Source organism: Tsukamurella paurometabola (assembly GCF_900631615.1).
GTDB classification, from domain to species: domain Bacteria; phylum Actinomycetota; class Actinomycetes; order Mycobacteriales; family Mycobacteriaceae; genus Tsukamurella; species Tsukamurella paurometabola_A.
This window is the reverse complement of the sequence record NZ_LR131273.1, coordinates 863,961-884,663: the sequence shown is the minus strand read 5'-3', so window position 1 is coordinate 884,663 and position 20,703 is coordinate 863,961. Positions and strand designations below refer to the sequence as shown.

Here is a 20,703-nt window from a genome sequence, read left to right as displayed (position 1 = left end):
CTGGCTGCGCTCCCGGCGCCGTCCGTAGGCTGGAACCATGAGTTTTCCTCAGGTCCGTCCCCGCAGGCTGCGCAGCACGCCCGCCGTCCGGCGGCTCGTCGCCGAGGTCTCGGTGGAGCCCCGGCAGCTCGTCCTGCCGATGTTCGTGCGCGACGGGATCGACGCGCCGCTGCCGATCTCGTCGATGCCGGGCGTCGTCCAGCACACCGTCGACTCGCTGCGCGCCGCCGCGGAGGAGGCCGTGCGCGAGGGCATCGGCGGGATCATGCTGTTCGGCGTCCCCGACGACGCCGACAAGGACGCCGAGGGCAGCGCGTCGTGGAACCCCGACGGGATCCTCAACCGCGGCCTGCGGGCCCTGCGGGACGACCTCGGCGACGCGACCGTGGTCATGGCGGACACGTGCCTGGACGAGTTCACCTCGCACGGCCACTGCGGCGTGCTCGACGGTGCCGGGCGCGTCGACAACGACGCCACCCTGGAGCGCTACGTGCTGATGGGTGTCGCGCAGGCCGATGCGGGCGCGCACATGCTGGGACCGTCGGGGATGATGGACGGCCAGATCGGCGTCCTGCGCTCCGCGCTGGATGCCGCCGGCCACCAGGACGTCTCGCTGCTCGCGTACACCGCGAAGTACGCCTCGCCGTTCTACGGCCCGTTCCGCGAGGCCGTCGGCTCGTCGCTGCAGGGCGACCGCCGGACGTACCAGCAGGATTCCGCGAACCGGCGGGAGTCGCTGCGCGAGCTGGAGCTCGACCTCGCCGAGGGCGCCGACATCGTGATGGTCAAGCCCGCCATGAGCTACCTCGACGTGCTGGCCGACGTGGCCGCCGCGTCGCCGGTCCCCGTTGCCGCGTACCAGATCTCGGGGGAGTACGCGATGATCACCGCCGCGGCGCAGAACGGCTGGATCGACCGTGACGCCGCGATCCGGGAGTCGTTGCTGTCGATCCGTCGCGCCGGCGCCGACATCGTGCTCACGTACTGGGCGACCGAGGCGGCGGGATGGCTGAACAGGGGAACCTGGTGAGCGGAGGATTCCACCACCAGGGCCCCGTCTGGCCCGGTCCCGGCCCGCAGCCGCCCACCTGGCCCGCGCCGCCGCCCGTGCCCAAGCCCGAGCGCGGGCCCCGGCCCGACGATGTGAAACTCTCCGTGCAGCTGTGGATCTTCGTGATCCTCGCGGCGGCGATCTCCCGCGTCGCGCAGGCGATCTCGACGCGCGGCTCGAAGGAGCTGCGAGAGCAGTTCGATGCCATGCGTGAGGGCGACGGCTTCCTCGCGCGGACCTCACGCGAGCAGTACAAGACCTTCGAGCAGTACGACACCGCGACCTTCGTTCTCGCGATCGTCACGGTCGTCGTCGGCGTCGCTGTGGCCGCGGTCCTCGTGTACTTCCTGTGGCGCGGGCAGAACTGGGCGCGGCTCGCGCTGCAGTTCGTCGCCGCGTTCGTCCTCGTGCAGGGCGTGATGGCCTTCTTCTCGCACAACGCCACAGTCGCGATCCCGGCGATCCTCGCGGCGATCGCGGTGGTGGGGGCGATCATCTGCGCGAACAGCCGCGAATCGCTCGAGTACTGCAATCCGGGCGTGACGGCGGCTCGCCGGTGAGCGGGTCCGCGGCACCGCTCTACGCCGAGCGGGGGCTCTCGCGCGTGTGGCTGCTGATCGTGCCCGTGGCGACGGTGGGGATGATCCTCACGCAATGGCTGCTGGCCGGCCGCACCTCCGAGTGGTGGATCTGGCTGCTGCTGGGTCTCGCCACCCAGGCCTTCGTGTGGCTGCAGGTCACGGCCGGCCGCACTCACGTCTCGATGGCGATCACGCCCGAGGAGCTGCGCTGCGGCGAGGAGACGATCCCCGTCGCCGAGATCGCCCGGATCCTCCCCGGGAAGGCGCCCGATCATCCCCGTAAGGCGAAGCCCGAGGACTTCCCGGCCTGGTCCACAGCCCGCGCCATGGGGCGGCTGCGCACCGTGCCGCGGCGCCGGTACGGCATGGGGATCCAGCTCACCGACGGCTCCGTCGTCCAGGCCTGGGCCCGCAACGATTACGCCCTGCGCGCGGCTCTGGAACCGCTGCTGGCGGCGCGGCCCGGGAACTGAGCCTCAGCCGATGAGCGCGGCGGCCGTGCGCCCTGCGCCTGCCGTTGTACGTGGTCTGAGTTCCGAAAGTCGACTCCATCGGGCCGGGGCGACGATATTCTTCGCCCCGCCCCGATGGAGTGGAGTTTCAGATCCGGACCGCTCCGAGGTGTCGCCGGGAGCACGCCATGTCGGTGATGTCGGCGAACACGCTGTCCCAGCCGAACATGACGTCGGCGTAGTCGATACGCAGAACGTGGTAGCCGCCGACGGTCGACTTCCGGTCGCGCCGCGCGTCCTCTCTGCGCTGGTGTGCGTCGTCGTGGAATCCCCTGCTGTCGCACTCGATGATCAGCCGGTCGCCGACGAGCAGATCCACTCGTCCCACCGTGGGAATCGTCACTTGGCTGCGCACGCGGATGTTCGCCGACCGGAGTCGATGGCGCGTCACGGACTCGGTGCCCGACTGCGCGGCCGGATCCAGATCGCCGAGCAGCCGCTGGATCCGCAACGGTGCACCCTCGAAGACGTCGCGCACCTCCTGCACGGTGTGCGGGTCGGGCGATCGGAGAAGCGAATCCAGGACGGCCACGACGTAGTCCTCGTCGATGCAGTTGACGGCGCACTGCAGAGCGAGGTGCAGCGGATCGACAGCCCGCAACGAGGTCCCCAGCGAGACTGGCCGCGGCACCCCTTCTGTGTTCTGAGCGGCGTGCGGCGGTGCGCCGGCCACCGCACGTGGGTGCGCTTGGCGACCGGTGGTATCCAGATCCCGGGTGTGCGAGCCAGCGCCGAGAGGCAGGTCAGTGTCGCCCCGGCCTCGACCGCCGTGACGACCTCCGGGCTCGCGGTCGCGGTCGCGTACCAACCGCGCCGGATCGGGATCAGGACACGGGCCCGCACGAGCTCGGCGACGTCGGCCGGATCGACGCCGAGCCCGACCAGGTGGCGGCGGCCGACGACACCGCCGTTCTGCGCGGCGACCTCCGCGATCAGTTCGTTCACGCTCAGATCGTCGTCGCAGCCGACGCCGCGTCGGGCCGGAAAACCGCTCGCCTGTGGACGAAAAAGGTTTCGTACGCACACCTGTGGACGGAGCCGCTCCCGAAACTTCCATCGAGCGAGGTGGGGCGGCATGTATCGCCGTCCCGCCGCGCTCGATTCGACTTTCGGAACGGCTACTGCCAGGCCGGGCGGGTGTCGCCGCGGAGGGCGGCGAGGCCGCGGCGGATCCGCTCGGTCTGCCGCGGCGGCATCGGCGGCAGCGACTCGGGGCGGAACCAGGCGATCTCGAGCGACTCGTCGTCGGCGACGTGTGCCTCGCCGTCGACGTACCGGCACAGGAACAGCAGCGTGAGGTACTGCGCGACATCGCCGTTCGGGTAGTGGACGGGCTCGTCGGTGCGGATCGACAGCAGGTCGAGCACCTCCGCCTCGACGCCGGCCTCCTCGCGGATCTCGCGGACGATGGCCTCGGCGGGCTGCTCGCCGGGTTCGAGGATGCCGGCGATCGACGCCCACTCCCCGGTGTCGGCGCGGCGGCCGAGCAGGACCTCGCCGGTCTCGTTGACGACCACCGCGGCGACGCCGGGCAGCCACAGCAGGTCGGTGCCGATCTTCGTGCGGACGCGGCGCACGTACTCGGGAATGGGCATGCTTCTAGAGTACGAACCGATCCGCGGGGAGACGCGCGCCGCGAGGTGGGGCACGGTGGTGGTGCGGCCGCGGTGGCGGCCCGATACCCCTAGGGGGTACCATTCGAGGTGCGCGACGATCGCGCCAGTGGTGAAGGAGCGAGATATGGCAGTGGAGACCACGTACACCGTGACCGGCATGACCTGCGGGCACTGCGCGTCGTCGGTGCGCGAGGAGATCTCGGAGCTCGGCGGCGTGACCGGCGTCGAGGTGAACGTCGAGACCGGCGCCGTGACCGTGGCGAGCGAGGCCGAGCTGGCGCGCGACGCGGTGGAGGCAGCCGTGAAGGAAGCCGGCTACACGCTGGTCTGAGCGGTCCCGCTTCGCGCGGATCGCCGCCCCGACCGGTTACGGTGGGGGCATGTCTGAGCAGGGTTTCGGGGACTTCGAGTTCGAGCGCAAGTTCTTCGTGCGCGAGGTCCCCGAGGCCGCTGCGCTCGACCCCGCTCCGACCCTCATCGTGCAGGCGTACCTGTTCGCCGCCGACGGCTACGCCGTCCGCGTTCGCGTGCAGGGGCCGGCGCCGGCGGAACTCGCCGACGATCCCGGGGCCCTCGTCGATGCGCTCGACGGCGTGACCACCGGGACGATGACGGCCAAGGGGCCGGCCGTGAGCGGCACCCGCTACGAGGCCGAACGCGAGCTCGACGCCCTGGTCGCCGGCCAGATCGTGCGCCGCGCCGAGCACGTCGTCGCCAAGGTGCGCTACTCCATGTGGCTCGGCGAGGACGGCTGGGTCATCGACGACTTCCTGGGCGCGAACGCCCCGCTCGTGATGGCGGAGGTGGAGCGCGGCGGTCCCGTGACCGACCTCGCGATCCCCGACTTCTGCGCCACCGAGGTGTCCGAGGACGACCGCTTCCGCAACGAGTACCTGGCGCACATCCCGTTCGGCGGCTGGGCGGACGCCTACGCCCGCGAGCTGGCCCTTCTCGGCCCGCGCTTCGTGCACTCCCTCGGCGAGAACCGCCTCGGCGGCGTCTGAGGTCCCTCGTTCCCTCGGCGGCGGAGATCGATCTCCGCCCGTGGTCGGTTGACGTCCCCTGTATTAACACTGTTAACTTAACGTCGTTAATACATTTGGAAGGGGACGCACGATGATCGACGCACTCACCCGCTTCGTCGCGCGCCGCGCGAAGGCCGTCCTGCTGCTGGCCGTGATCCTGCTCGCCGCGCTGGGCTTCGCGGGAGCCGGCGTCGCCGACAAGCTGCAGGCCGGCGGCTACGTCGACCCGCAGGCCGAGGCCATGCAGACCTACAACCGCATGGCCGACGACTTCCACCGCGGCGGGCTGCCGCTCGTCCTCGCCGTCTCGATCCCCGAGGGGCAGGAGGCCGCCGCGGGCGCGTACGGCCGCGGCCTGGTCGACCGCCTCAAGGCCGACGGCCGCGTCGAGAGCGTCGTCGACGGCTTCTCCACGCCCACCCCGATGCTGCTCAGCGAGGACAAGCGCACCGCGCTCATCGTCGCCGCCATCGCCGGCGGCGAGTCCCGGGCCCCGCTCAACGCGAAGGCCATCGTCGGGGAGCTCCCGGCGCCGCCCGCGCCGGTCACCATGACGCCCGGCGGCCAGGCGTACAGCTACGCCCAGATCAACGACCAGTCCTCGAGTGATCTGCTGCTCGCCGAGGCCGTGGCCATCCCCATCACCTTCCTGGTCCTGGTGTGGGTGTTCGGCGGGCTGATCGCGGCGGCCATCCCGGTCCTCATCGGCATCGCGGCGATCATCGCCACCACCGGCATCCTGCGTGCCTTCACCACGTTCACGGACGTCTCGATCTTCGCGCTCAACCTCACCACCGCGATGGGGCTCGCGCTGGCGATCGACTACACGCTGCTGGTGATCTCCCGCTACCGCGAAGAGGTGGCCGCGGGCAGCGACCGCCCGGAGGCCCTGCGCCGCACCATGAACACCGCCGGCCGCACCGTGCTGTTCTCCGCGGTCATCGTCGGCCTGTCGCTGGCCGCGATGGCGATCTTCCCGATGTACTTCCTGCGCTCCTTCGCCTACGCCGGCGTCGCCGTGGTCGCCTTCGCCGCGCTCGCCACGCTGATCCTCACGCCCGCGATCCTCACGGTGCTCGGCGACCGGGTGGACGCCCTGAAGATCGGCCGCCGCCGCGCGGAACCCGCACCGCAGGACAGCCACTTCTACCGGCTCACCCGGGCCGTGCTGCGGCGCGCCGTACCCATCGGCCTGGCGCTCATCGCACTGCTGCTGATCCTCGGGACTCCATTCCTGAGCATCCATTTCGGCTTCCCGGACGACCGCGTGCTGCCGAAGACCGCGACCTCGCACCAGGTCGGCGACACCATCCGCTCCGACTTCGCCGAGGACGCCTCCGGCCAGGTCAGCATCGTCCTCACCGACCCCGTCGACGACGGTGCCGTGGCCGACTACGCCGTGCGCCTCTCGCAGGTGCCGGACACCGGGGCGGTGGTGGCACCGTCGGGCACGTACCTCGCCGGGCAGCGCGTGGCCGACGGTGACCCGACCGCCCGGGCGGCGAACGGGACCGCACTGCTGCTGGTCTCGTCGACGCTCGACCCGCTCTCCCAGGCGGCCTCCGACCAGCTCGACCGGCTGCACGAGGTGCAGGCGCCCGCGCCCCCGACCTTCGGCGGTTCCGCGCAGCTCAACCGGGACTCCGTGCAGTCGATCCTCGACACCCTGCCGACGGTGCTCATCGTGATCGCGGTGACCACCTTCCTGCTGCTGTTCCTCCTCACGGGCTCGCTGGTACTGCCGCTCAAGGCCCTGGTGATGAACGTGATCTCGCTGTCGGCGGTGTTCGGCGCGCTGGTGGCGATCTTCCAGTGGGGCTGGCTCGGCGGGCTCGACACCACGGTGACCGGCGCGATCATCGCGAACATGCCCGTCCTCATGTTCTGCATCGCCTTCGGTCTCTCCATGGACTACGAGGTGTTCCTGCTGTCGCGGATCAAGGAGTTCTGGGACCACGCCCCGGCCAAGGACCACGCGGCCAACGACGAGGCCGTCGCTATGGGCATCACCCGCACCGGCCGCGTGGTGACCGCCGCGGCGCTGCTCATGGCGATCGTCTTCGCCGCCATCGGATTCGCAGGCGTCTCGTTCATGAAGATGTTCGGCGTGGGCATGATGATCGCGGTGCTGCTGGACGCCACCCTGATCCGGATGCTGCTCGTCCCCGCCTTCATGCGGGTGGCCGGCGTGTGGAACTGGTGGGCGCCCGCGCCGATGAAGCGGCTGTACGACCGCGTGGGTCTGCGAGAATCCTGAAGCTATGGAGCAGGCACGACGGCGGCGGAACAAACGCGGCGACGGGGAGCGGCTGGCGGCCGAGATCCTCGACGCCGCCACGGACCTGCTCATCGAGACGGGCAGCGCCGAGGCCGTGTCGATCCGGGCCGTGGCGCAGCGCGCCGGGGTCACCCCGCCGTCGATCTACCTGCACTACCCGGACAAGGATGCCCTCCTCACGGCGGTCGTTGCCCGGTACCTCGGGCAGCTCGATGATGCCCTGTCTGAGGCCGAGGCCGGCGCACCCACCCCGCTCGACGCGGCGCGAGCGCAGGGACTCGCCTTCGTCCGGTTCGCGCTCGCCACGCCTGAGCTGTACCGGCTCGCGGCGATGACCCCATCGGACTACGCCTCCGATGTCGACGTGGTGTTGAACACCGCGGCCTTCGCACACCTCGAGCAGAACGTCCGCGACTTGCAGGAGCTGGGGTACTACCCGCCTGGGGACCCCCAGCCCATCGCGCTGCGGATGCTCACCGTTGTGCACGGCGTCGCGTCCCTTCTCGTCGCGAAGCCCTTCCTGCCGTGGGGCGATCCGCTGGAGTACGCCGACCGCGTGATCAGCGGTGCCTGCCTCGGGATGGCGCTGACCGCAGGGATGGATGAGCTGCCCGACGGTGCCGGTGCGCTTCGCTTGGTCCGCGAGCTCCGCGGCCAGGGCCCGCTCGGATCAGGCTGACCGCAACCGCTGCGCGGCGGCCCGTCGTGCCGCACTGTGTTCCTCACATCCCGAGGAGGACAGATGATCGAGGTGCGGAACCTCACCAAGACCTACGGGTCCGGCGCGGCGGCGACGCCCGTGCTCCGGGACGTGGGCTTCACCGTGGCCGCGGGCGAGATCTTCGCGGTCGTCGGCCCCAGCGGTGCCGGGAAGTCGACGCTCGCGCAGTGCCTGGGCCTGCTGGAACGGCCGACGAGCGGCACCGTCGCGATCGGTGGGCAGGACCTCACCGCGCTGCCCGAATCGCAGCTGCGGGCCGCCCGGAGGAGGATCGGCACCGTCTTCCAGGCCTCGAGCCTGCTGCGGCGGCGCACCGCGGCCGAGAACGTCGCGCTGCCGCTGGAGTACCTCGGCGTCACCAAGGGCGAGACGCGGGCCCGCGTCGCCGAACTCCTCGACCGGGTCGGCCTGGCGGACAAGGCCGGCCACTACCCGCACCAGCTGTCCGGGGGCCAACGCCAACGCGTCGGCATCGCCCGCGCGCTGGCGCTGCGGCCCAAGGTCCTGCTCTCCGACGAGGCCACGTCGGGCCTCGACCCGGAGGCCACCGCGCAGTACCTCGACCTGCTGCGGGACGTGCGCGACGAGCTGAACCCCGCCGTCGTGCTCATCACCCACGAGATGGACACCATCGTCCGCGTCGCCGACAGCGCCGCCCGTCTCGATCACGGCGTCCTCGCCGAACAGGGTGCCCTCGTCGACCTGCTCACCGACCCGGCATCAGTGCTCGGCGAGGCGCTGCGGGCCACCGGACCGGCGGCGCCGGCACCGTCGGGCCAGACGACGGTGCGCCTGACCTACGACACCGCCGTGCCGGCCGATTGGCTCAGCCGGATCACCCTCGAGACGGGTGCCGCGGTGGCACTGCTCTCGGCGTCCGTGCAGGCCGTCGGGAGCGTGACGATCGGCACCGTCACGATCGGCGTGGACGACGGTGACCTCGGGCGCGTCCTCGACGCCGCGCGCGGCCTCGGGCTGCGCACCGGGGCCGACACCCGCGAGGCGGTGCCGGCATGACCCACCTCGCCTCCGGGATCACGGTGCCGCTCGCCGAGATCCCCGACCTCGTGCTGCCCGCTCTGCGCGACACGGTGGTCATGGTCGGCCTCGTCATGGTGATCGTGCTCGTCGTCGGCGTGCCGCTCGGAGCCCTGGTGCACAACCTCGCGCCCGGCGGTCTGCTCGCGAGACCCGCTCTGCACCAACCGCTCACGTGGGTCATCAGCATCGGCCGGTCGCTGCCGTTCCTCGTGCTCATGACGGCGATCATTCCGTTCACCCGCTTGCTCACCGGCACCAACATCGGCATCGCCGCGGCCGTCGTCCCGATGTCCATCGCGGGCATCGCCTTCTTCGCCCGCATCGTCGAGAACAGCCTGCGCGCCCTGCCGCCCGACGTGGTGACCGTCGCCAAGGCCTCCGGCGGATCCAACGCCCAGATCATCTGGGGCGCACAGATCCCCGAGGCACTGCCGGGCATCGTCGGCGGCCTCACCATCAACACCATCGCCATGATCGAGTACTCCACGATCGCCGGCACGATCGGTGCCGGCGGCCTCGGCTACGTCGCCGTGACCTACGGCTACCAGCGCTTCGACCACGGCGTCATGATCGCCACCATCGTCGTCCTCATCGTGGTGGTCACCGCGATCCAACTCGCCGGCGACGCGCTCGTGCGGCACCTCACCCCCGAACAGACCGTCCTCCGAAAGGCCCTCGCATGAGCGACACCGAAACCCCCACGCCCGCCGCGCCTCCCGCCGACGACGATCACGGCTTCACCACGCGCGGCTCGCGCCGCCCCCTCGTCATCGGCGCGGTGATCATTGTCGTGCTCGTGGTGGCCGGGCTCGTCGGCTGGCGCGCTTTCGGCGGGTCCGACGCGAAGACCGCGAACGAGACCGCCGGCGCCACCCTGCTGGTCGCCACCACGGAGGGCAACGCGGCGGAGCAGGCGCTCATCGAGTTCGTGGCGAAGGACGTCGCCCCCAGGCACGGGATCACCGTCGCGTTCAAGGGACTCGCCGATTCCACCACGATCAACCGCGCCGTCAGCGAGGGCGAGGTGGCCGCCACCGTCTACCAGCACAAGCTGTGGCTCGGCCAGGTGCTGCAGGCCAACCCGGACTTCCGGGAGGAGGCCGCGACGCCCGTCTTCCGGTGGGGCTTCGGGCTGTTCTCCGACAAGTACACCGACCCGCGACAGCTGCCGCAGAACGCGAAGGTCTCGCTGTACTCCGACCCGGCCAACGAGGCCCAGGGGCTGTGGTTCCTCGAGCGCGCCGGGCTCATCACCCTCAAGCCGGGCGTGAACAAGTGGCAGGCCACCGTCAAGGACATCGCGTCGAACCCGAAGAACCTGCAGTTCACCCTGCTCGATTTCGCCGCGCAGACCCGTGCCCTCCCGGACCTCGACGCCGCCGTCGGCTACACGGAGTACTACCTCGCCGCGGGCGTGAGCATCGAGAAGGAGATCTTCGCCCCGCCCGCGCCCGACGAGTTCGCCGGCCAGCTGACCATCGGCAGCAGGTGGAAGGACAGCGAGAACATCAAGAACCTCGTCGCCGCCTTCAAGGACCCTGCGGTGCAGGAGTTCCTGCGCACCGACCCGCGCGTGAAGAAAATCCTGCTGCCGCTGTAGGACAGCGGCTCCGGTGCCGCCCCGCACCAGCGCGGGGCGGCACCGGGCTAGCGGACGGCGACGCTGTTGGCGGGGTCCAGCATGGGCACGTCGAGGGCGGCGGCGGGGATGCCGAAGGCGTCCACCAGCGACTCGGCGAGCGGGCGGGCCTTCCCGCACAGCTCGTTCACGCCGCGGCGGATGGCCTTGGCCCGCTCCACCGACACGTGGCGGTGCATGAGGTACCACCCGAGGTCGCGCTCGAGCAGCGAGTAGACGTACAGGTTGCGCATCAGCTTGAGGGCGTCGCGGGTCTCACGGTCCGTGACGTCGGTGATCGCGTCGACGAAGGACTCGAGCACGATGCGCTCGATGTGCGCCTCGCCCACCTTGATCAGGTGGTCCTGGGTCTCGGTGAAGACCTCGAGCGGGTCGGCGTCCTCCTCCTTCGCGCGGCGCATGCGGGCGGCCGCGGTGCGCAGCAGGTGGTCCTCGCGGTTCCGGAGCAGGCGCAGCTGCGTGCCGGGGTGGGTGAGCTCGCTCTCCTCGGTGTCCTCGTCGGAGTCGTCGAGCAGCGTCTGCACCACCTGGCGGGCGGCGGTCTTCTCGAGCACCACGTCGCGCGCCATCTCGGCGACGAAGCGCACCCAGCCCACGGCGTCGAGGCCCTGGACGTCGGCGGCGTAGGCCGTCAGCTGCTCCTTGGCGACGAGCTGCGTGAGCACGAGGTTGTCACCCTCGAAGGTGGTGAAGACGTCGATGTCGCCGCGCAGCAGCGGGAGCCGGTTCTCGGACAGGTAGCCGGCGCCGCCGCAGGCCTCGCGGGCCGCGCTGATCGCGTCCGAGGCGAGCCGGGTGTGGCCGGCCTTGATCGCCGCGGCCTTGCCCTCGATCTCGCGGGCGTAGTCGGGATCGACGGAGTCGGGGTCGGCGGTCTGCAGCTCGTGCAGCTCCGCGGTGAGCTCGTTCTGGGCGATCGCGAAGGCGTAGGCGCGGGCGACCAGCGGCAGCAGGCGGCGCTGATGCGTGCGGTAGTCGAGCAGCAGCAGTTCGTTCTCGCCGCCCGGCGCGTCGAACTGGCGGCGCACCAGCGCGTACTTGGTAGCGAGGGTGATGCCGAGGCGGCCCGCGGCGCCCGCCGCAGCGCCGACGGTGACGCGGCCGCGGATCAGCGTGCCGAGCATCGTGAAGAAGCGCTTGTTGTCGGACTCGATGGGGCTGGAGTACGTGCCGTCCTCCGCGACGTCCGCGTAGCGGTTGAGCAGCTCGCGGCGCGGGATGCGCACGTGGTCGAAGACGATGCGGCCGTTGTCCACACCGGGCAGGCCGCCCTTGTAGCCGCAGTCGGAGGTGGTGACGCCGGGCAGGTCGTCGCCGTTCTCGTCGCGGATCGGCACCACGAAGCAGTGCACGCCGCGGCCCGTGGGCTCCTCGCCCGGGCCGCCGGTGATGAGCTGCGCGAAGACCGTGGCCCAGCGCGCGTGCTTGCCGGCGCCGCCGATGTAGTCCTTGCGTGCGCTGGACGTGGGGGAGTGGATCTCGAACTCGTCCGTCTCCGGGAGGTACGTGGCGGTGGTCTCGAGTTCCTGCACGTTGGAGCCGTGGCCCGTCTCCGTCATGGCGAAGCAGCCGAGCACGTCGAGGTCGATCAGGCCCTTGACGTAGGTGTCGTGGTGGTACTGCGTGCCCAGATTCTCCACCGCGCCGCCGAACAGGCCCCACTGCACGCCCGCCTTGACCATGAGCGAGAGGTCGCCGTAGCCGAGCGTCTCGATCGCGGTGACCGCGGCGCCCACGTCACCGGTGCCGCCGTGCTCGGCCTTGAAGCCGTCGGCCGGGAAGCCCAGCGGCACCATGTCCTTCATCTGCGAGAGCATCAGCTCGCGGTACTCGTCCAGGCTCAGCCCCGTCTTGGGGACCACGTTCCCGTCCTGGATCTGGGCGCGCACGACGTCCCGGGTGGCGGCCCACCGGCCGTCGAGGATGGCGCGCAGCGCTGCGGTCAGTTCGGGCGACGATGCCGGCGAGGTCGGAGCACTCATGCCCCCAACCGTACCGAGCGGGGGCGATTCATGCCGATTCCGAGAGGGGGATCACGAGGCGTACGCACGGCGGTCCTCCGCCCGGCCGCCGTCGACCGCGGCCCGGACCGAGGCGGGCACCGGCAGGTCCTGCCCGGGGGTGGGCTCGATGCGTGCGTAGCCCTTCCGCAGCGGCAGCACACCCGACCAGCCGCCCTCGCTCGACGACGCTCCGCCGGTGCGCGCCTTCGCGATCCAGTTGTCCTCCGTGATCGGGAGGGTGAGCACCGTGGTCGCCGCGAGCTCCTTGCGGGTGTGGGCGCGGAGCTCGCCGCTGCGGCCGGGCAGCAGCGCGTCCGTGAACGCGTCGAGCAGCTCCGTGCCGTCGACCGTCACGGGCTCGAGGACGCCCCGCAGCACCGCCGAGCGGTAGTTCATCGAGTGGTCGAAGGCGGTGTCGGCCACCACCAGCGCGTCGAGGTGGGTCACCGTCACCGTGGCCGGGGCGCCCGCGGCCACGTGCCGCAGGGCGCCGGCGCCCGTCGAACCGTGGAGCACGATCCGCTCGCCGACGCGGGCGTAGGCGATCGGGATCGACCACGGCAGGCCGTCGGCCACCGTCGACAGCACGGCGACGACGCCCTCGTCGAGGATCTCGTCGAGGAGGCGGCGGTCGCCGCCGCGCTGGGGGTATCGCGTGAGCTGGTCCATGCGATCCATCCTGCGGGCGATACCGGATCAGCAGAAGATCCAGAATCTGTAACTTTCGAGAACCAGTATTGTGGTCGAGTGCCCCGCCCGCCCGCGTCGCTGCCCGACTTCTGGACCACCCGCGCGCACGCCGGCCCCGGCGCGCGCTCCAGCACGGCGATCGCCGAGGCCGTCCTCGACGGGCTCGACCGCGGCGCCCTGCACCCCGGCGATGCGCTGCCGTCGTCGCGGGCGCTCGCCGCCGGGCTGGGCGTCGCCCGGAACACCGTGATCGCCGCGTACGACACGCTGGCCGCGATGGGTGTGACGACGGCCGTACCCGGCAGCGGCACCCGCATCGCGCCCGGCACGGACCGATTCGCGCACGCCCTCCACGCCGCTCCCGCGCCGCGCCGCGCCGCGGCCGCACCGTCGGACCCGGGCGTCGTGAGCCTGGAGCCGGGCGTGCCCGACGTGACCCTCATCGACCAGCGCCGGTGGCGCAGTTCCTGGCGGCACGCCGTCTCGCTCCCGCCCACGGCCTCGCCCGCGCCGCACGTCGCGGCCCTGCAGGAGGCCCTCGCCGTGCACCTGCGGCGGCGGCGCGCCGTCCGCGCCGCGCCCGGCGACCTGCGGCTGTTCCCCGGCGTCAACCCCGCGCTGTCCGCCATCGCCGGTGAGCTCGGCGCTCTGATCGCGGTGGAGACGCCCGGCTACCGGCGGGCCTTCGACGCCTTCCGCGCCACCGGGAACGAGGTCGTGGGCGTGCCCGTCGACGGCGACGGCCTCGTCGTCGACCGGCTGCCGCGCCGCCGGTGCCTCGTTTACACCACGCCGGCGCACCAGTACCCGACTGGCGTGCGGCTCTCCATGGCGCGGCGGCTCGACCTCGTCGACTGGGCGCGGGCGACCGACAGCGTGATCGTCGAGGACGACTACGACGGCGAGTTCTCCTACGACGTGGCGCCCCTGCCGGCGCTGCAGACCCTGGCGCCCGATCACGTGGTCTACCTCGGCACCGCCTCGAAGGCGCTGACCCCGCAGCTGCGGCTCGCGTGGGCGGCGGTCCCCGCGTCGCTGCGCGGGCTGCCGCACGCGGGGCACGGATCGAGCGCGGGCGTCGACGGCGCCGCGGCCTCGATGCTGGCGCACTTCCTCGACTCCGGCGCCTGGGACGCCCACGTCGCGCGGGCCGCCCGCACCTACGGCGCGCGGCGTGCGGCCGTCCGGCGCGCCCTCGCGCACCACCTCCCGGACGCGCTCGTGCTGGGCGCCGATGCCGGGCTGCATCTCACCGTCGACCTGGGCTCGGAGGTTGCTCTCCGCGCGGCCGTGGCGGCGCTGGCCCGGCACGGCTACCGCGTTTCGACGCTCGCCGCCCACGCGCTCGCCGCCGGCGACGTCGCCGACACGGCGATGCTGCTGTCCTACGCGCTGATCCCCGAGACCCGCGCCGACGCGATCATCGCGCTGCTGCGCGCCTGACGCCGTCAGACCCGCTGCAGTCCGCGCACCCCGTCGCGGATGTCGAAGGACGCCGCCGTCTCCACCGGTGCACCCGGCTTCGAGACGTACGGCAGCACACGGTAATCCGCGCGGACGGTCTCCGGCGTGATCCGGGTGCTGATGTAGCCGCGCTGGTTGCGCAGCAGCCGGATGTGCGGATTGTCGCGCAGCTGCGCCTTGCCCTTCTCGTCGAGCTCCGCGGAGCCGTCGCCGCCACTGGTGATCGACGTGGCCGTCAGCTCGGAGGCCACCACGGCGTCGCCGCGCCGGATGTCGTTGGCGTAGTGGGTGTGCACGTCGCCGGTGAGCACCACCGGATTGCGTGTGCCCGCCGCCTGCCAGCCGTCGATCACGCGGTCGCGCGACCCGACGTAGCCGTCCCACGCGTCGGGGTTGTAGCCGGCGGCGTCGGTGGGGTCGTAATCGATCGGGGCGAACATCACCTGCTGGCCGAGCACGTCCCAGCGGGCGCGGGACGCGTGCAACCCGTCGAGCAGCCAGCGCTCCTGCTCCGCGCCCGTGAGACTGCGGGCGGGGTTGCGGTTCTCGGGGTCGGTGGCCGGCACCTTGTCGTTCCCGACCTGATCGTCGCGGTACTGGCGGGTGTCCAGCATGTGGAAGGTGGCGAGGTCGCCCCACTGCACGCGGCGGTACAGGCGCAGCGACAACCCGTTCGGCACCTGCGCCCGCCGGAGCGGCATGTTCTCGTAGTACGCCTGGAACGCCGCGCGGCGCCGCTCCAGGAAGTCCGGCTGCGGCTTCTCCGGCTTCTCGTAGACCTCGCCGGCCCAGTTGTTGTCGACCTCGTGGTCGTCCCACACCGCCACCCACGGCGCCGCCGCGTGCGCCAGCTGCAGATCCGGATCGGACTTGTACTGCGCGTACCGCTGCCGGTAGTTCGCCAGCGTGACGGTCTCCGGGCCGCGGTGGTCGCGCACGTTCCCGGTCTTGAGCTCGTACCCGCCGGCCTCGTACTCGTACTGGTAGTCGCCGAGGTGCAGGATCAGCTGCGGCCGCTCCTCCGCCATGTGCCGGTACGCGGTGAAATAGCCGTGCTCGTACTGCGCGCAGCTGGCGAAGGCCATCGCCAGCGGCGTCATGGCGCCGGGCTCCGGGGTGGTGTGCGTGCGCCCCGTCGGCGACAGCGCGCCCTCGGCGCGGAAGCGGTAGAAGTACTCCCGCCCGGGCTGCAGGCCCGCCAGCTCGACGTGGACGCTGTGCCCGGCCTCGGGCGCCGCCGTCGCGTCGCCGCGCTGCACGACCTTCGCGAACCGCTCGTCCTCGGCCACCTCCCACTGCACGGGGAAGGCCCGCGCCGGGATCCCGCCCATGCCGTCGTCGGCGAGGGGATCGCGGGCCAGGCGGGTCCAGAGCACCGCACCGTCGGGGGCGGGATCGCCCGAGGCGACGCCCAGGGCGAAGAGGTCGCCGCGGGGCGTGGCGCTCCGCGAGGCGCTCGGCGCGGCCGGGCCGCCCGGCGCGCAGCCGGCGCCGGCCAGGGCCGCGGCTCCCGCGGCGCCGAGGAGGAACGTACGACGGGAAACGAAAGGCGAGGGCATACCTGCACCGTGCCCGCCCGGGGTGACGCGGGCGCGTCGCCGACATGAGCACCCGGTGAACGCACCGCCGGCGGTGCGGCGCCGGGACGCCGGGACCCGACTCAGCGGCGGGCGGCCTCGAACGCGTCCCACGCGCGGCGGATCTCGGGCGACGGGTCGTACACGATGCGGTTCCGGTCGTCGATCACCAGCGTCGCGCGGGAGGTGCCGTTGTACGTGGGCCACTCGCCGGCCGGGCGGCCGGTGCGGGCGAACGTGATCCAGTCGCGCTGCATGCCGTCGGAGACGCGCATCGCGATGCGGCGGTCGCCGAGCGCGCCGAGCACCCACCCCGTGGTGCCGTGGTAGACGCCGAAGACGGCCATCAGCTCGGAGGCGTGCGTGGCGCCGTAGCCCAGGAGATCCAGCGTCTTCGGGGAGAAGTCGTAGCGGTAGAAGTATGTCGGCGCGTGCTTGGCGTGCGCCTGCGCGATCCGCAGCGACGGCGCCCAGAACATGTAGTCGCCGATGATCCGGTTCAGCGACGCGACGTCCGGGAAGCCCGGGTAGGCGGCGGCGAGCGGCGCGAAACCCTCCGTCGTGGCACCCACGGTGTGCGCCGCCCGCTCGGCCGACGGCTTGCCCATACCGGGCATCTTCGTGAACAGCGTCGCCTCGGTGCGGTTCGTGCCGATGATGAGCGGCACCTGCGCGCCCCGTCCGGCCGCGATCGCGACCTCCGGGTCCTCCGGGAGGTAGTCACCGTCGACCGTGGGACCGAAGGGCACCACGCCGAGTTGCTCCCGGTTGAGCTCGCCCATGAGCCGGTTGCCGGCGCGGCCCAGCTCCTCGGAGGTGGCCGTGTCGATGTGCTCGGGGCCGCCGATGATCTCCACGAACCGCTTGCCCCAGCCGCGTGCGGTCACCGCGTCGACGGTGAGCCCGGGGGCCGAGCTCTGCGCGATCGCGCGGTGGAACAGTCCGCGGGCCGCGGGCGTCGCGAGGAGCGTGGTGACGGCGTTGCCGCCCGCGCTCTCGCCGAAGATCGTGACGTTGCCCGGATCGCCGCCGAACGCCGCGATGTTGCGGTGCACCCACTCCAAGGCCGCGACCTGATCGCGCAGGCCGAGATTCCCGTCGATGGGGCGCTCGGCGGTGGAGAACTCCGTGAGATCGAGGTAGCCGAGGGCGCCGAGGCGGTAGTTGATCGAGACGTAGACGATGTCGCCCCGCTCGACCAGCGAGTTGCCGTAGTACAGCGGCGTCGCGGAGCTGCCCATGAGGTACGCCCCGCCGTGGATGAAGACCATCACGGGGCGCGGCGTCGTCGCCTCGCGGGCCGGCGCGACCACGTTGAGCGTGAGGGAATCCTCACTGGTGGGCTGGTACTCGCGGAAGCCGACCAGCGTGTACTTCTTGTTCTGCGGGGCGGCCGCGCTGAACTCCGTCGCCGAGCGGACCCCGGCCCACGGCTCGACCGGCTGGGGCGCGCGGTAACGCAGCGGCCCGACGGGCGGTTGCGCGTACGGGATACCGCGGTAGGCGTGCACCGTCTTCTGGTCGCGGCCGGAGATCTCGCCGCTGTCGATCCGTACCCGCGGGCCCTCGGTCATGGTCAGCCTTCCTCGTTCCTGGCCGCATCGACGGCCGCGACCAGCGCCGCGATGTCGCGCTCGAAGGCGCGGACGATCGGCCACGGGTCGGGCACCTGCTTCTTGCAGGCGATCACACCGATGTTCAGTGTGCCCTCCTGCGAGAAGACCGTCACGTTGAGGCCCGCACCGTGGAAGACCGGCCCCAGCGGGTACATCGAGTGGATCCGCGCGCCCAGGAAGTACAGGGGGAAGTCGGGGCCCGGGACGTTGGAGATCACCAGGTTGTAGATCACCGGGTGCAGCTCGGGCAGGTTGTTGTCGCCGTAGATCCGGGCGCCGATCTGCATGATCGACGCCGGCGCGAACTGCGCCCACGAGCGGAGCAGGTTGTCGTCGAGCTCGCCGTGATGCTCCTTGCTCGTCGCGACCCGCTCGCGGATCGCCTCCAGCCGCGCGACCGGGGCGTCGACGTCCGTCGTCATGCGGGTGAACATGCCCGTCACCTTGTTGGTGCCCTCGGTGAGCGTCGCGCCGATCTCCGCCTCGTGCACCGAGACGGGGATCATCGCGACCAGCGGCTGCTCGGGGAGCTCGCCCCGGTCGTGCAGGAACTCGCGCATCGCGCCCGAGCAGGCCGCGAGCACCACGTCGTTGACCTTGACGCCGAAGTGGTCCTTGACCTTCTTCACGTCGGCCAGCGGCACCGAGGCGAAGGCGATGGCGCGGTGGCCGGTGATGGAGCTGTTCAGCGAGGTGCGGGGCGCGCTGAACGGGGCGGGCATGGCCGCGCCGCGGCGCGAGCGGGTCCACCACCGGACGGGGACCGGCACGGTGCGGGGGAGCAGCGAGACCAGCGACAGCGGGCGGAGCAGGACGTTCCTCGCACCGTCGGCGGCGAGGGCGAGCAGCGGCGCCCCGCCCGTGGACTTGTCCACCATCGCCGGGTCGAGCGCCGGCGGTTCGGGGGTGAGCGAGCACAGCTGGGCCATGAGGCCGGCGCCGGTCACCCCGTCGACGCCCGCGTGGTGCATGCGCATCATGATCGCGATCCGCCCGTCGGCGAGGCCCTCGATGACCCACATCTCCCACAGCGGCTTGCTGCGGTCCAGCGCCTGGCCCGCGATGTGCGCGCACAGCTCCGCGAGCTCCTGTTCGCCGCCGGGTGCGGGGACCGCGATGCGGTGCACGTGCGCCTCGATGTCGAAGGACTCGTCCTCCACCCACACGGGGTGGTCGAGGTTCACGACGGAGTCGTGCAGCTTGCGCCGGAAGGCCGGCATCGCGGTGATCCGCCGCGCCAGCTCACTGCGCAGGTCCTCGAACCGGTAGCCGCCCTCGACGGTGCCGGGATCCAGCTCGAGGATCCCGCTGACGTGCATCAGCTGGGACCGGGACTCGAGATAGAGGAAGGAGGCGTCCAGCCCGCTGAGTCGTTCCATGGCTCTACTCCTACCGTGCGCGGCGCGGCCCCGTGGGTGGAACCTGTTCCACTATAGGGTGCGGCCGCTACGGGCGTTGTCGAAGTCGTATCGCCTTTCGATCCGCCCGACGAGGCGGATTTCCGCTGAACTCCTACACCCTGTAGTTGACGACTTGCCCTCGTTTGGGAGACTGGAGGTCGTGAGTTCTCCCATCGTCCCCGGTAGCGACACAGCGGCCCCGGCCAGCGCCGCCCTCTTCGAGCGCGCGGCCCGCTCCATCCCCGGCGGGGTGAACTCCCCGGTGCGTGCCTTCTCGGCCGTCGGCGGCACCCCGCGGTTCATCACCAGCGCCGCGGGCTCGCAGCTCACCGACGCCGACGGCAACACCTACGTCGACCTGGTCTCCAGCTGGGGGCCGATGATCCTGGGCCACGCGCACCCCGCCGTCGTCGACGCCGTGCAGCGCGCCGCCACCACCGGCCTGAGCTTCGGCGCCCCCACCGAGGCCGAGGTCGCGCTCGCCGAGGAGATCATCGCCCGCGTCGCGCCCGTCGACCGGGTGCGCCTGGTCAACTCCGGCACCGAGGCCACCATGAGCGCCGTCCGCCTGGCCCGCGGCGTCACCGGCCGCGCCAAGATCATCAAGTTCGCCGGCTGCTACCACGGCCACGTCGACGCGCTGCTCGCCGACGCGGGCTCCGGCGTCGCCACCCTGGGCCTGCCCACCAGCCCCGGCGTGACGGGCGCGCAGGCGGCCGACACCGTCGTCCTGCCCTACAACGACCTCGCCGCCGTCCGCGCGGCCTTCGCCCAGTACCCCGGTCAGATCGCGGCCGTCATCACCGAGGCCGCCGCCGGGAACATGGGCGCCGTGCCCCCGGCGCCGGGTTTCAACGAGGGCCTGCGCGAGATCACCAGGGCCGACGGTGCCCTCCTCATCCTCGACGAGGTCATGACGGGTTTCCGCGTCAGCCGGTCCGGCTGGTACGGCCTCGACCCCGTGGACGCCGACCTGTTCACCTTCGGCAAGGTCATGTCGGGAGGCCTGCCCGCTGCGGCGTTCGGCGGGTCCGCCGAGGTCATGGGCCATCTCGCGCCGCTCGGCCCCGTCTACCAGGCCGGCACGCTGTCCGGGAACCCCGTCGCCGTGGCCGCGGGCCTCGCCACGCTGCAGAACGCGACCGACGAGGTGTACGCCCAGCTCAACTCGAACTCGATCCGCCTCGGCGGGCTCATCGGTGACGCGCTCACCGCGGAGGGCGTGCGGCACCACGTCCAGTACGCCGGCAACCTCGTCTCCGTCTTCTTCACCGACGGCCCCGTCGCCGACTACGCGCAGGCCAAGGCCGCCGAGACCTTCCGCTTCGCGCCGTTCTTCCACGCCCTGCTCGAGCAGGGGATCTACCCGCCGCCCAGCGCCTTCGAGGCGTGGTTCGTCTCCGCCGCGCTGAGCGACGACGATTTCGCATCCATCGAGGCGGCACTGCCCGCCGCCGCCCGCGCGGCCGCCGCGGCGACAGAATAGAAG

At 71.8% G+C, this 20,703-nt stretch carries 19 protein-coding genes; 12 read left to right on the top strand and 7 right to left on the bottom strand.

Annotated elements, in window-relative coordinates:
- The first annotated feature begins 37 nt into the window (after window positions 1–37).
- From hemB to mce1N, 3 genes are read left to right on the top strand one after another with little or no spacing between them, the layout of a single operon-like run.
- On the top strand, window positions 38–1,030 hold the full coding sequence (hemB, locus tag ELY19_RS04615) for a porphobilinogen synthase (protein WP_126195160.1): 993 nt from the start codon (window positions 38–40) through the stop codon (window positions 1,028–1,030).
- Window positions 1,006–1,611 (top strand): hypothetical protein, encoded by a 606-nt coding sequence (locus ELY19_RS04610; RefSeq protein ID WP_126195159.1) that lies wholly within the window; start codon window positions 1,006–1,008, stop codon window positions 1,609–1,611. Before hemB ends, ELY19_RS04610 begins: the two co-directional genes overlap by 25 nt.
- Window positions 1,608–2,105, top strand: a complete 498-nt coding sequence (gene mce1N, locus ELY19_RS04605; RefSeq protein ID WP_126195158.1) for a transport-regulating membrane protein Mce1N — start codon at window positions 1,608–1,610, stop codon at window positions 2,103–2,105. Before ELY19_RS04610 ends, mce1N begins: the two co-directional genes overlap by 4 nt.
- A 127-nt stretch (window positions 2,106–2,232) precedes the next feature.
- Here the strand turns inward: mce1N and ELY19_RS04600 are convergent, their stop codons facing one another.
- Window positions 2,233–2,775: an endonuclease domain-containing protein gene (locus ELY19_RS04600; protein WP_126195157.1), complete on the bottom strand. Its 543-nt coding sequence runs from the start codon at window positions 2,773–2,775 to the stop codon at window positions 2,233–2,235.
- Window positions 2,776–3,262: 487 nt separating this feature from the next.
- Window positions 3,263–3,739: an NUDIX hydrolase gene (locus ELY19_RS04595; protein ID WP_126195156.1), complete on the bottom strand. Its 477-nt coding sequence runs from the start codon at window positions 3,737–3,739 to the stop codon at window positions 3,263–3,265.
- A gap of 145 nt (window positions 3,740–3,884) precedes the next feature.
- Between ELY19_RS04595 and ELY19_RS04590 the strand changes: the two genes are divergently transcribed.
- From ELY19_RS04590 to ELY19_RS04560, 7 genes are all read left to right on the top strand, one after another.
- Window positions 3,885–4,091 (top strand): heavy-metal-associated domain-containing protein, encoded by a 207-nt coding sequence (locus ELY19_RS04590; RefSeq protein ID WP_126195155.1) that lies wholly within the window; start codon window positions 3,885–3,887, stop codon window positions 4,089–4,091.
- A 49-nt stretch (window positions 4,092–4,140) separates the two neighbouring features.
- Window positions 4,141–4,764 carry a CYTH domain-containing protein gene (locus tag ELY19_RS04585; RefSeq protein WP_126195154.1) on the top strand — a complete coding sequence of 208 codons (624 nt, stop codon included), beginning with the start codon at window positions 4,141–4,143 and terminating at the stop codon, window positions 4,762–4,764.
- A 112-nt stretch (window positions 4,765–4,876) separates the two neighbouring features.
- Window positions 4,877–7,042 (top strand): MMPL family transporter, encoded by a 2,166-nt coding sequence (locus ELY19_RS04580; protein WP_126195153.1) that lies wholly within the window; start codon window positions 4,877–4,879, stop codon window positions 7,040–7,042.
- A 4-nt stretch (window positions 7,043–7,046) separates the two neighbouring features.
- On the top strand, window positions 7,047–7,742 hold the full coding sequence (locus tag ELY19_RS04575) for a TetR/AcrR family transcriptional regulator (RefSeq protein ID WP_126195152.1): 696 nt from the start codon (window positions 7,047–7,049) through the stop codon (window positions 7,740–7,742).
- Window positions 7,743–7,805: 63 nt separating this feature from the next.
- Complete coding sequence (locus ELY19_RS04570; protein ID WP_126195151.1) at window positions 7,806–8,801, top strand: methionine ABC transporter ATP-binding protein; 996 nt, start codon at window positions 7,806–7,808, stop codon at window positions 8,799–8,801.
- Entirely contained in the window at window positions 8,798–9,508 is a 711-nt protein-coding gene (locus tag ELY19_RS04565; RefSeq protein ID WP_126195150.1) for a methionine ABC transporter permease, read from the top strand. Before ELY19_RS04570 ends, ELY19_RS04565 begins: the two co-directional genes overlap by 4 nt.
- Window positions 9,505–10,425, top strand: a complete 921-nt coding sequence (locus tag ELY19_RS04560) for a MetQ/NlpA family ABC transporter substrate-binding protein (RefSeq protein WP_126195149.1) — start codon at window positions 9,505–9,507, stop codon at window positions 10,423–10,425. The genes ELY19_RS04565 and ELY19_RS04560 overlap by 4 nt, the downstream gene beginning before the upstream one ends.
- 47 nt (window positions 10,426–10,472) lie before the next feature.
- Here ELY19_RS04560 and ELY19_RS04555 read toward each other — a convergent pair whose 3' ends face one another.
- Window positions 10,473–12,446 carry an acyl-CoA dehydrogenase family protein gene (locus ELY19_RS04555; RefSeq protein ID WP_126195148.1) on the bottom strand — a complete coding sequence of 658 codons (1,974 nt, stop codon included), beginning with the start codon at window positions 12,444–12,446 and terminating at the stop codon, window positions 10,473–10,475.
- A gap of 51 nt (window positions 12,447–12,497) precedes the next feature.
- Complete coding sequence (locus ELY19_RS04550; RefSeq protein WP_227967183.1) at window positions 12,498–13,136, bottom strand: pyridoxamine 5'-phosphate oxidase family protein; 639 nt, start codon at window positions 13,134–13,136, stop codon at window positions 12,498–12,500.
- 78 nt (window positions 13,137–13,214) lie between these two features.
- Here ELY19_RS04550 and ELY19_RS04545 point away from each other — a divergent pair, with 78 nt between their 5' ends.
- Window positions 13,215–14,600 (top strand): aminotransferase-like domain-containing protein, encoded by a 1,386-nt coding sequence (locus ELY19_RS04545; protein WP_164711514.1) that lies wholly within the window; start codon window positions 13,215–13,217, stop codon window positions 14,598–14,600.
- 5 nt (window positions 14,601–14,605) lie between these two features.
- On the opposite strand, the gene ELY19_RS04540 is transcribed toward ELY19_RS04545, so the two are convergent.
- The 3 genes from ELY19_RS04540 to ELY19_RS04530 form a co-directional block, all read right to left on the bottom strand.
- Window positions 14,606–16,180 carry an alkaline phosphatase D family protein gene (locus ELY19_RS04540; RefSeq protein ID WP_126195145.1) on the bottom strand — a complete coding sequence of 525 codons (1,575 nt, stop codon included), beginning with the start codon at window positions 16,178–16,180 and terminating at the stop codon, window positions 14,606–14,608.
- Window positions 16,181–16,281: 101 nt separating this feature from the next.
- Window positions 16,282–17,772 carry a carboxylesterase/lipase family protein gene (locus ELY19_RS04535; RefSeq protein WP_126195144.1) on the bottom strand — a complete coding sequence of 497 codons (1,491 nt, stop codon included), beginning with the start codon at window positions 17,770–17,772 and terminating at the stop codon, window positions 16,282–16,284.
- Window positions 17,773–17,774: 2 nt separating this feature from the next.
- Window positions 17,775–19,193, bottom strand: coding sequence for a WS/DGAT/MGAT family O-acyltransferase (locus ELY19_RS04530; RefSeq protein WP_126195143.1), 1,419 nt, complete (start codon window positions 19,191–19,193; stop codon window positions 17,775–17,777).
- 181 nt (window positions 19,194–19,374) lie between these two features.
- Between ELY19_RS04530 and hemL the strand changes: the two genes are divergently transcribed.
- Window positions 19,375–20,700 (top strand): glutamate-1-semialdehyde 2,1-aminomutase, encoded by a 1,326-nt coding sequence (hemL, locus tag ELY19_RS04525; protein ID WP_197715983.1) that lies wholly within the window; start codon window positions 19,375–19,377, stop codon window positions 20,698–20,700.
- Window positions 20,701–20,703 lie beyond the last annotated feature (3 nt).

Bases quoted from the DNA above. Each gene is read 5' to 3' on its own strand.
- ELY19_RS04610 (WP_126195159.1), top strand. From the start codon at position 1,006: ATGGCTGAACAGGGGAACCTGGTGAGCGGAGGATTCCACCACCAGGGC.
- ELY19_RS04550 (WP_227967183.1), bottom strand. From the start codon at position 13,136: ATGGACCAGCTCACGCGATACCCCCAGCGCGGCGGCGACCGCCGCCTC.
- ELY19_RS04580 (WP_126195153.1), top strand. From the start codon at position 4,877: ATGATCGACGCACTCACCCGCTTCGTCGCGCGCCGCGCGAAGGCCGTC.
- hemB (WP_126195160.1), top strand. From the start codon at position 38: ATGAGTTTTCCTCAGGTCCGTCCCCGCAGGCTGCGCAGCACGCCCGCC.
- ELY19_RS04565 (WP_126195150.1), top strand. From the start codon at position 8,798: ATGACCCACCTCGCCTCCGGGATCACGGTGCCGCTCGCCGAGATCCCC.
- ELY19_RS04530 (WP_126195143.1), bottom strand. From the start codon at position 19,193: ATGGAACGACTCAGCGGGCTGGACGCCTCCTTCCTCTATCTCGAGTCC.
- ELY19_RS04535 (WP_126195144.1), bottom strand. From the start codon at position 17,772: ATGACCGAGGGCCCGCGGGTACGGATCGACAGCGGCGAGATCTCCGGC.
- ELY19_RS04595 (WP_126195156.1), bottom strand. From the start codon at position 3,739: ATGCCCATTCCCGAGTACGTGCGCCGCGTCCGCACGAAGATCGGCACC.
- ELY19_RS04575 (WP_126195152.1), top strand. From the start codon at position 7,047: ATGGAGCAGGCACGACGGCGGCGGAACAAACGCGGCGACGGGGAGCGG.
- ELY19_RS04585 (WP_126195154.1), top strand. From the start codon at position 4,141: ATGTCTGAGCAGGGTTTCGGGGACTTCGAGTTCGAGCGCAAGTTCTTC.
- ELY19_RS04540 (WP_126195145.1), bottom strand. From the start codon at position 16,180: ATGCCCTCGCCTTTCGTTTCCCGTCGTACGTTCCTCCTCGGCGCCGCG.
- ELY19_RS04590 (WP_126195155.1), top strand. From the start codon at position 3,885: ATGGCAGTGGAGACCACGTACACCGTGACCGGCATGACCTGCGGGCAC.
- ELY19_RS04555 (WP_126195148.1), bottom strand. From the start codon at position 12,446: ATGAGTGCTCCGACCTCGCCGGCATCGTCGCCCGAACTGACCGCAGCG.
- ELY19_RS04570 (WP_126195151.1), top strand. From the start codon at position 7,806: ATGATCGAGGTGCGGAACCTCACCAAGACCTACGGGTCCGGCGCGGCG.
- ELY19_RS04560 (WP_126195149.1), top strand. From the start codon at position 9,505: ATGAGCGACACCGAAACCCCCACGCCCGCCGCGCCTCCCGCCGACGAC.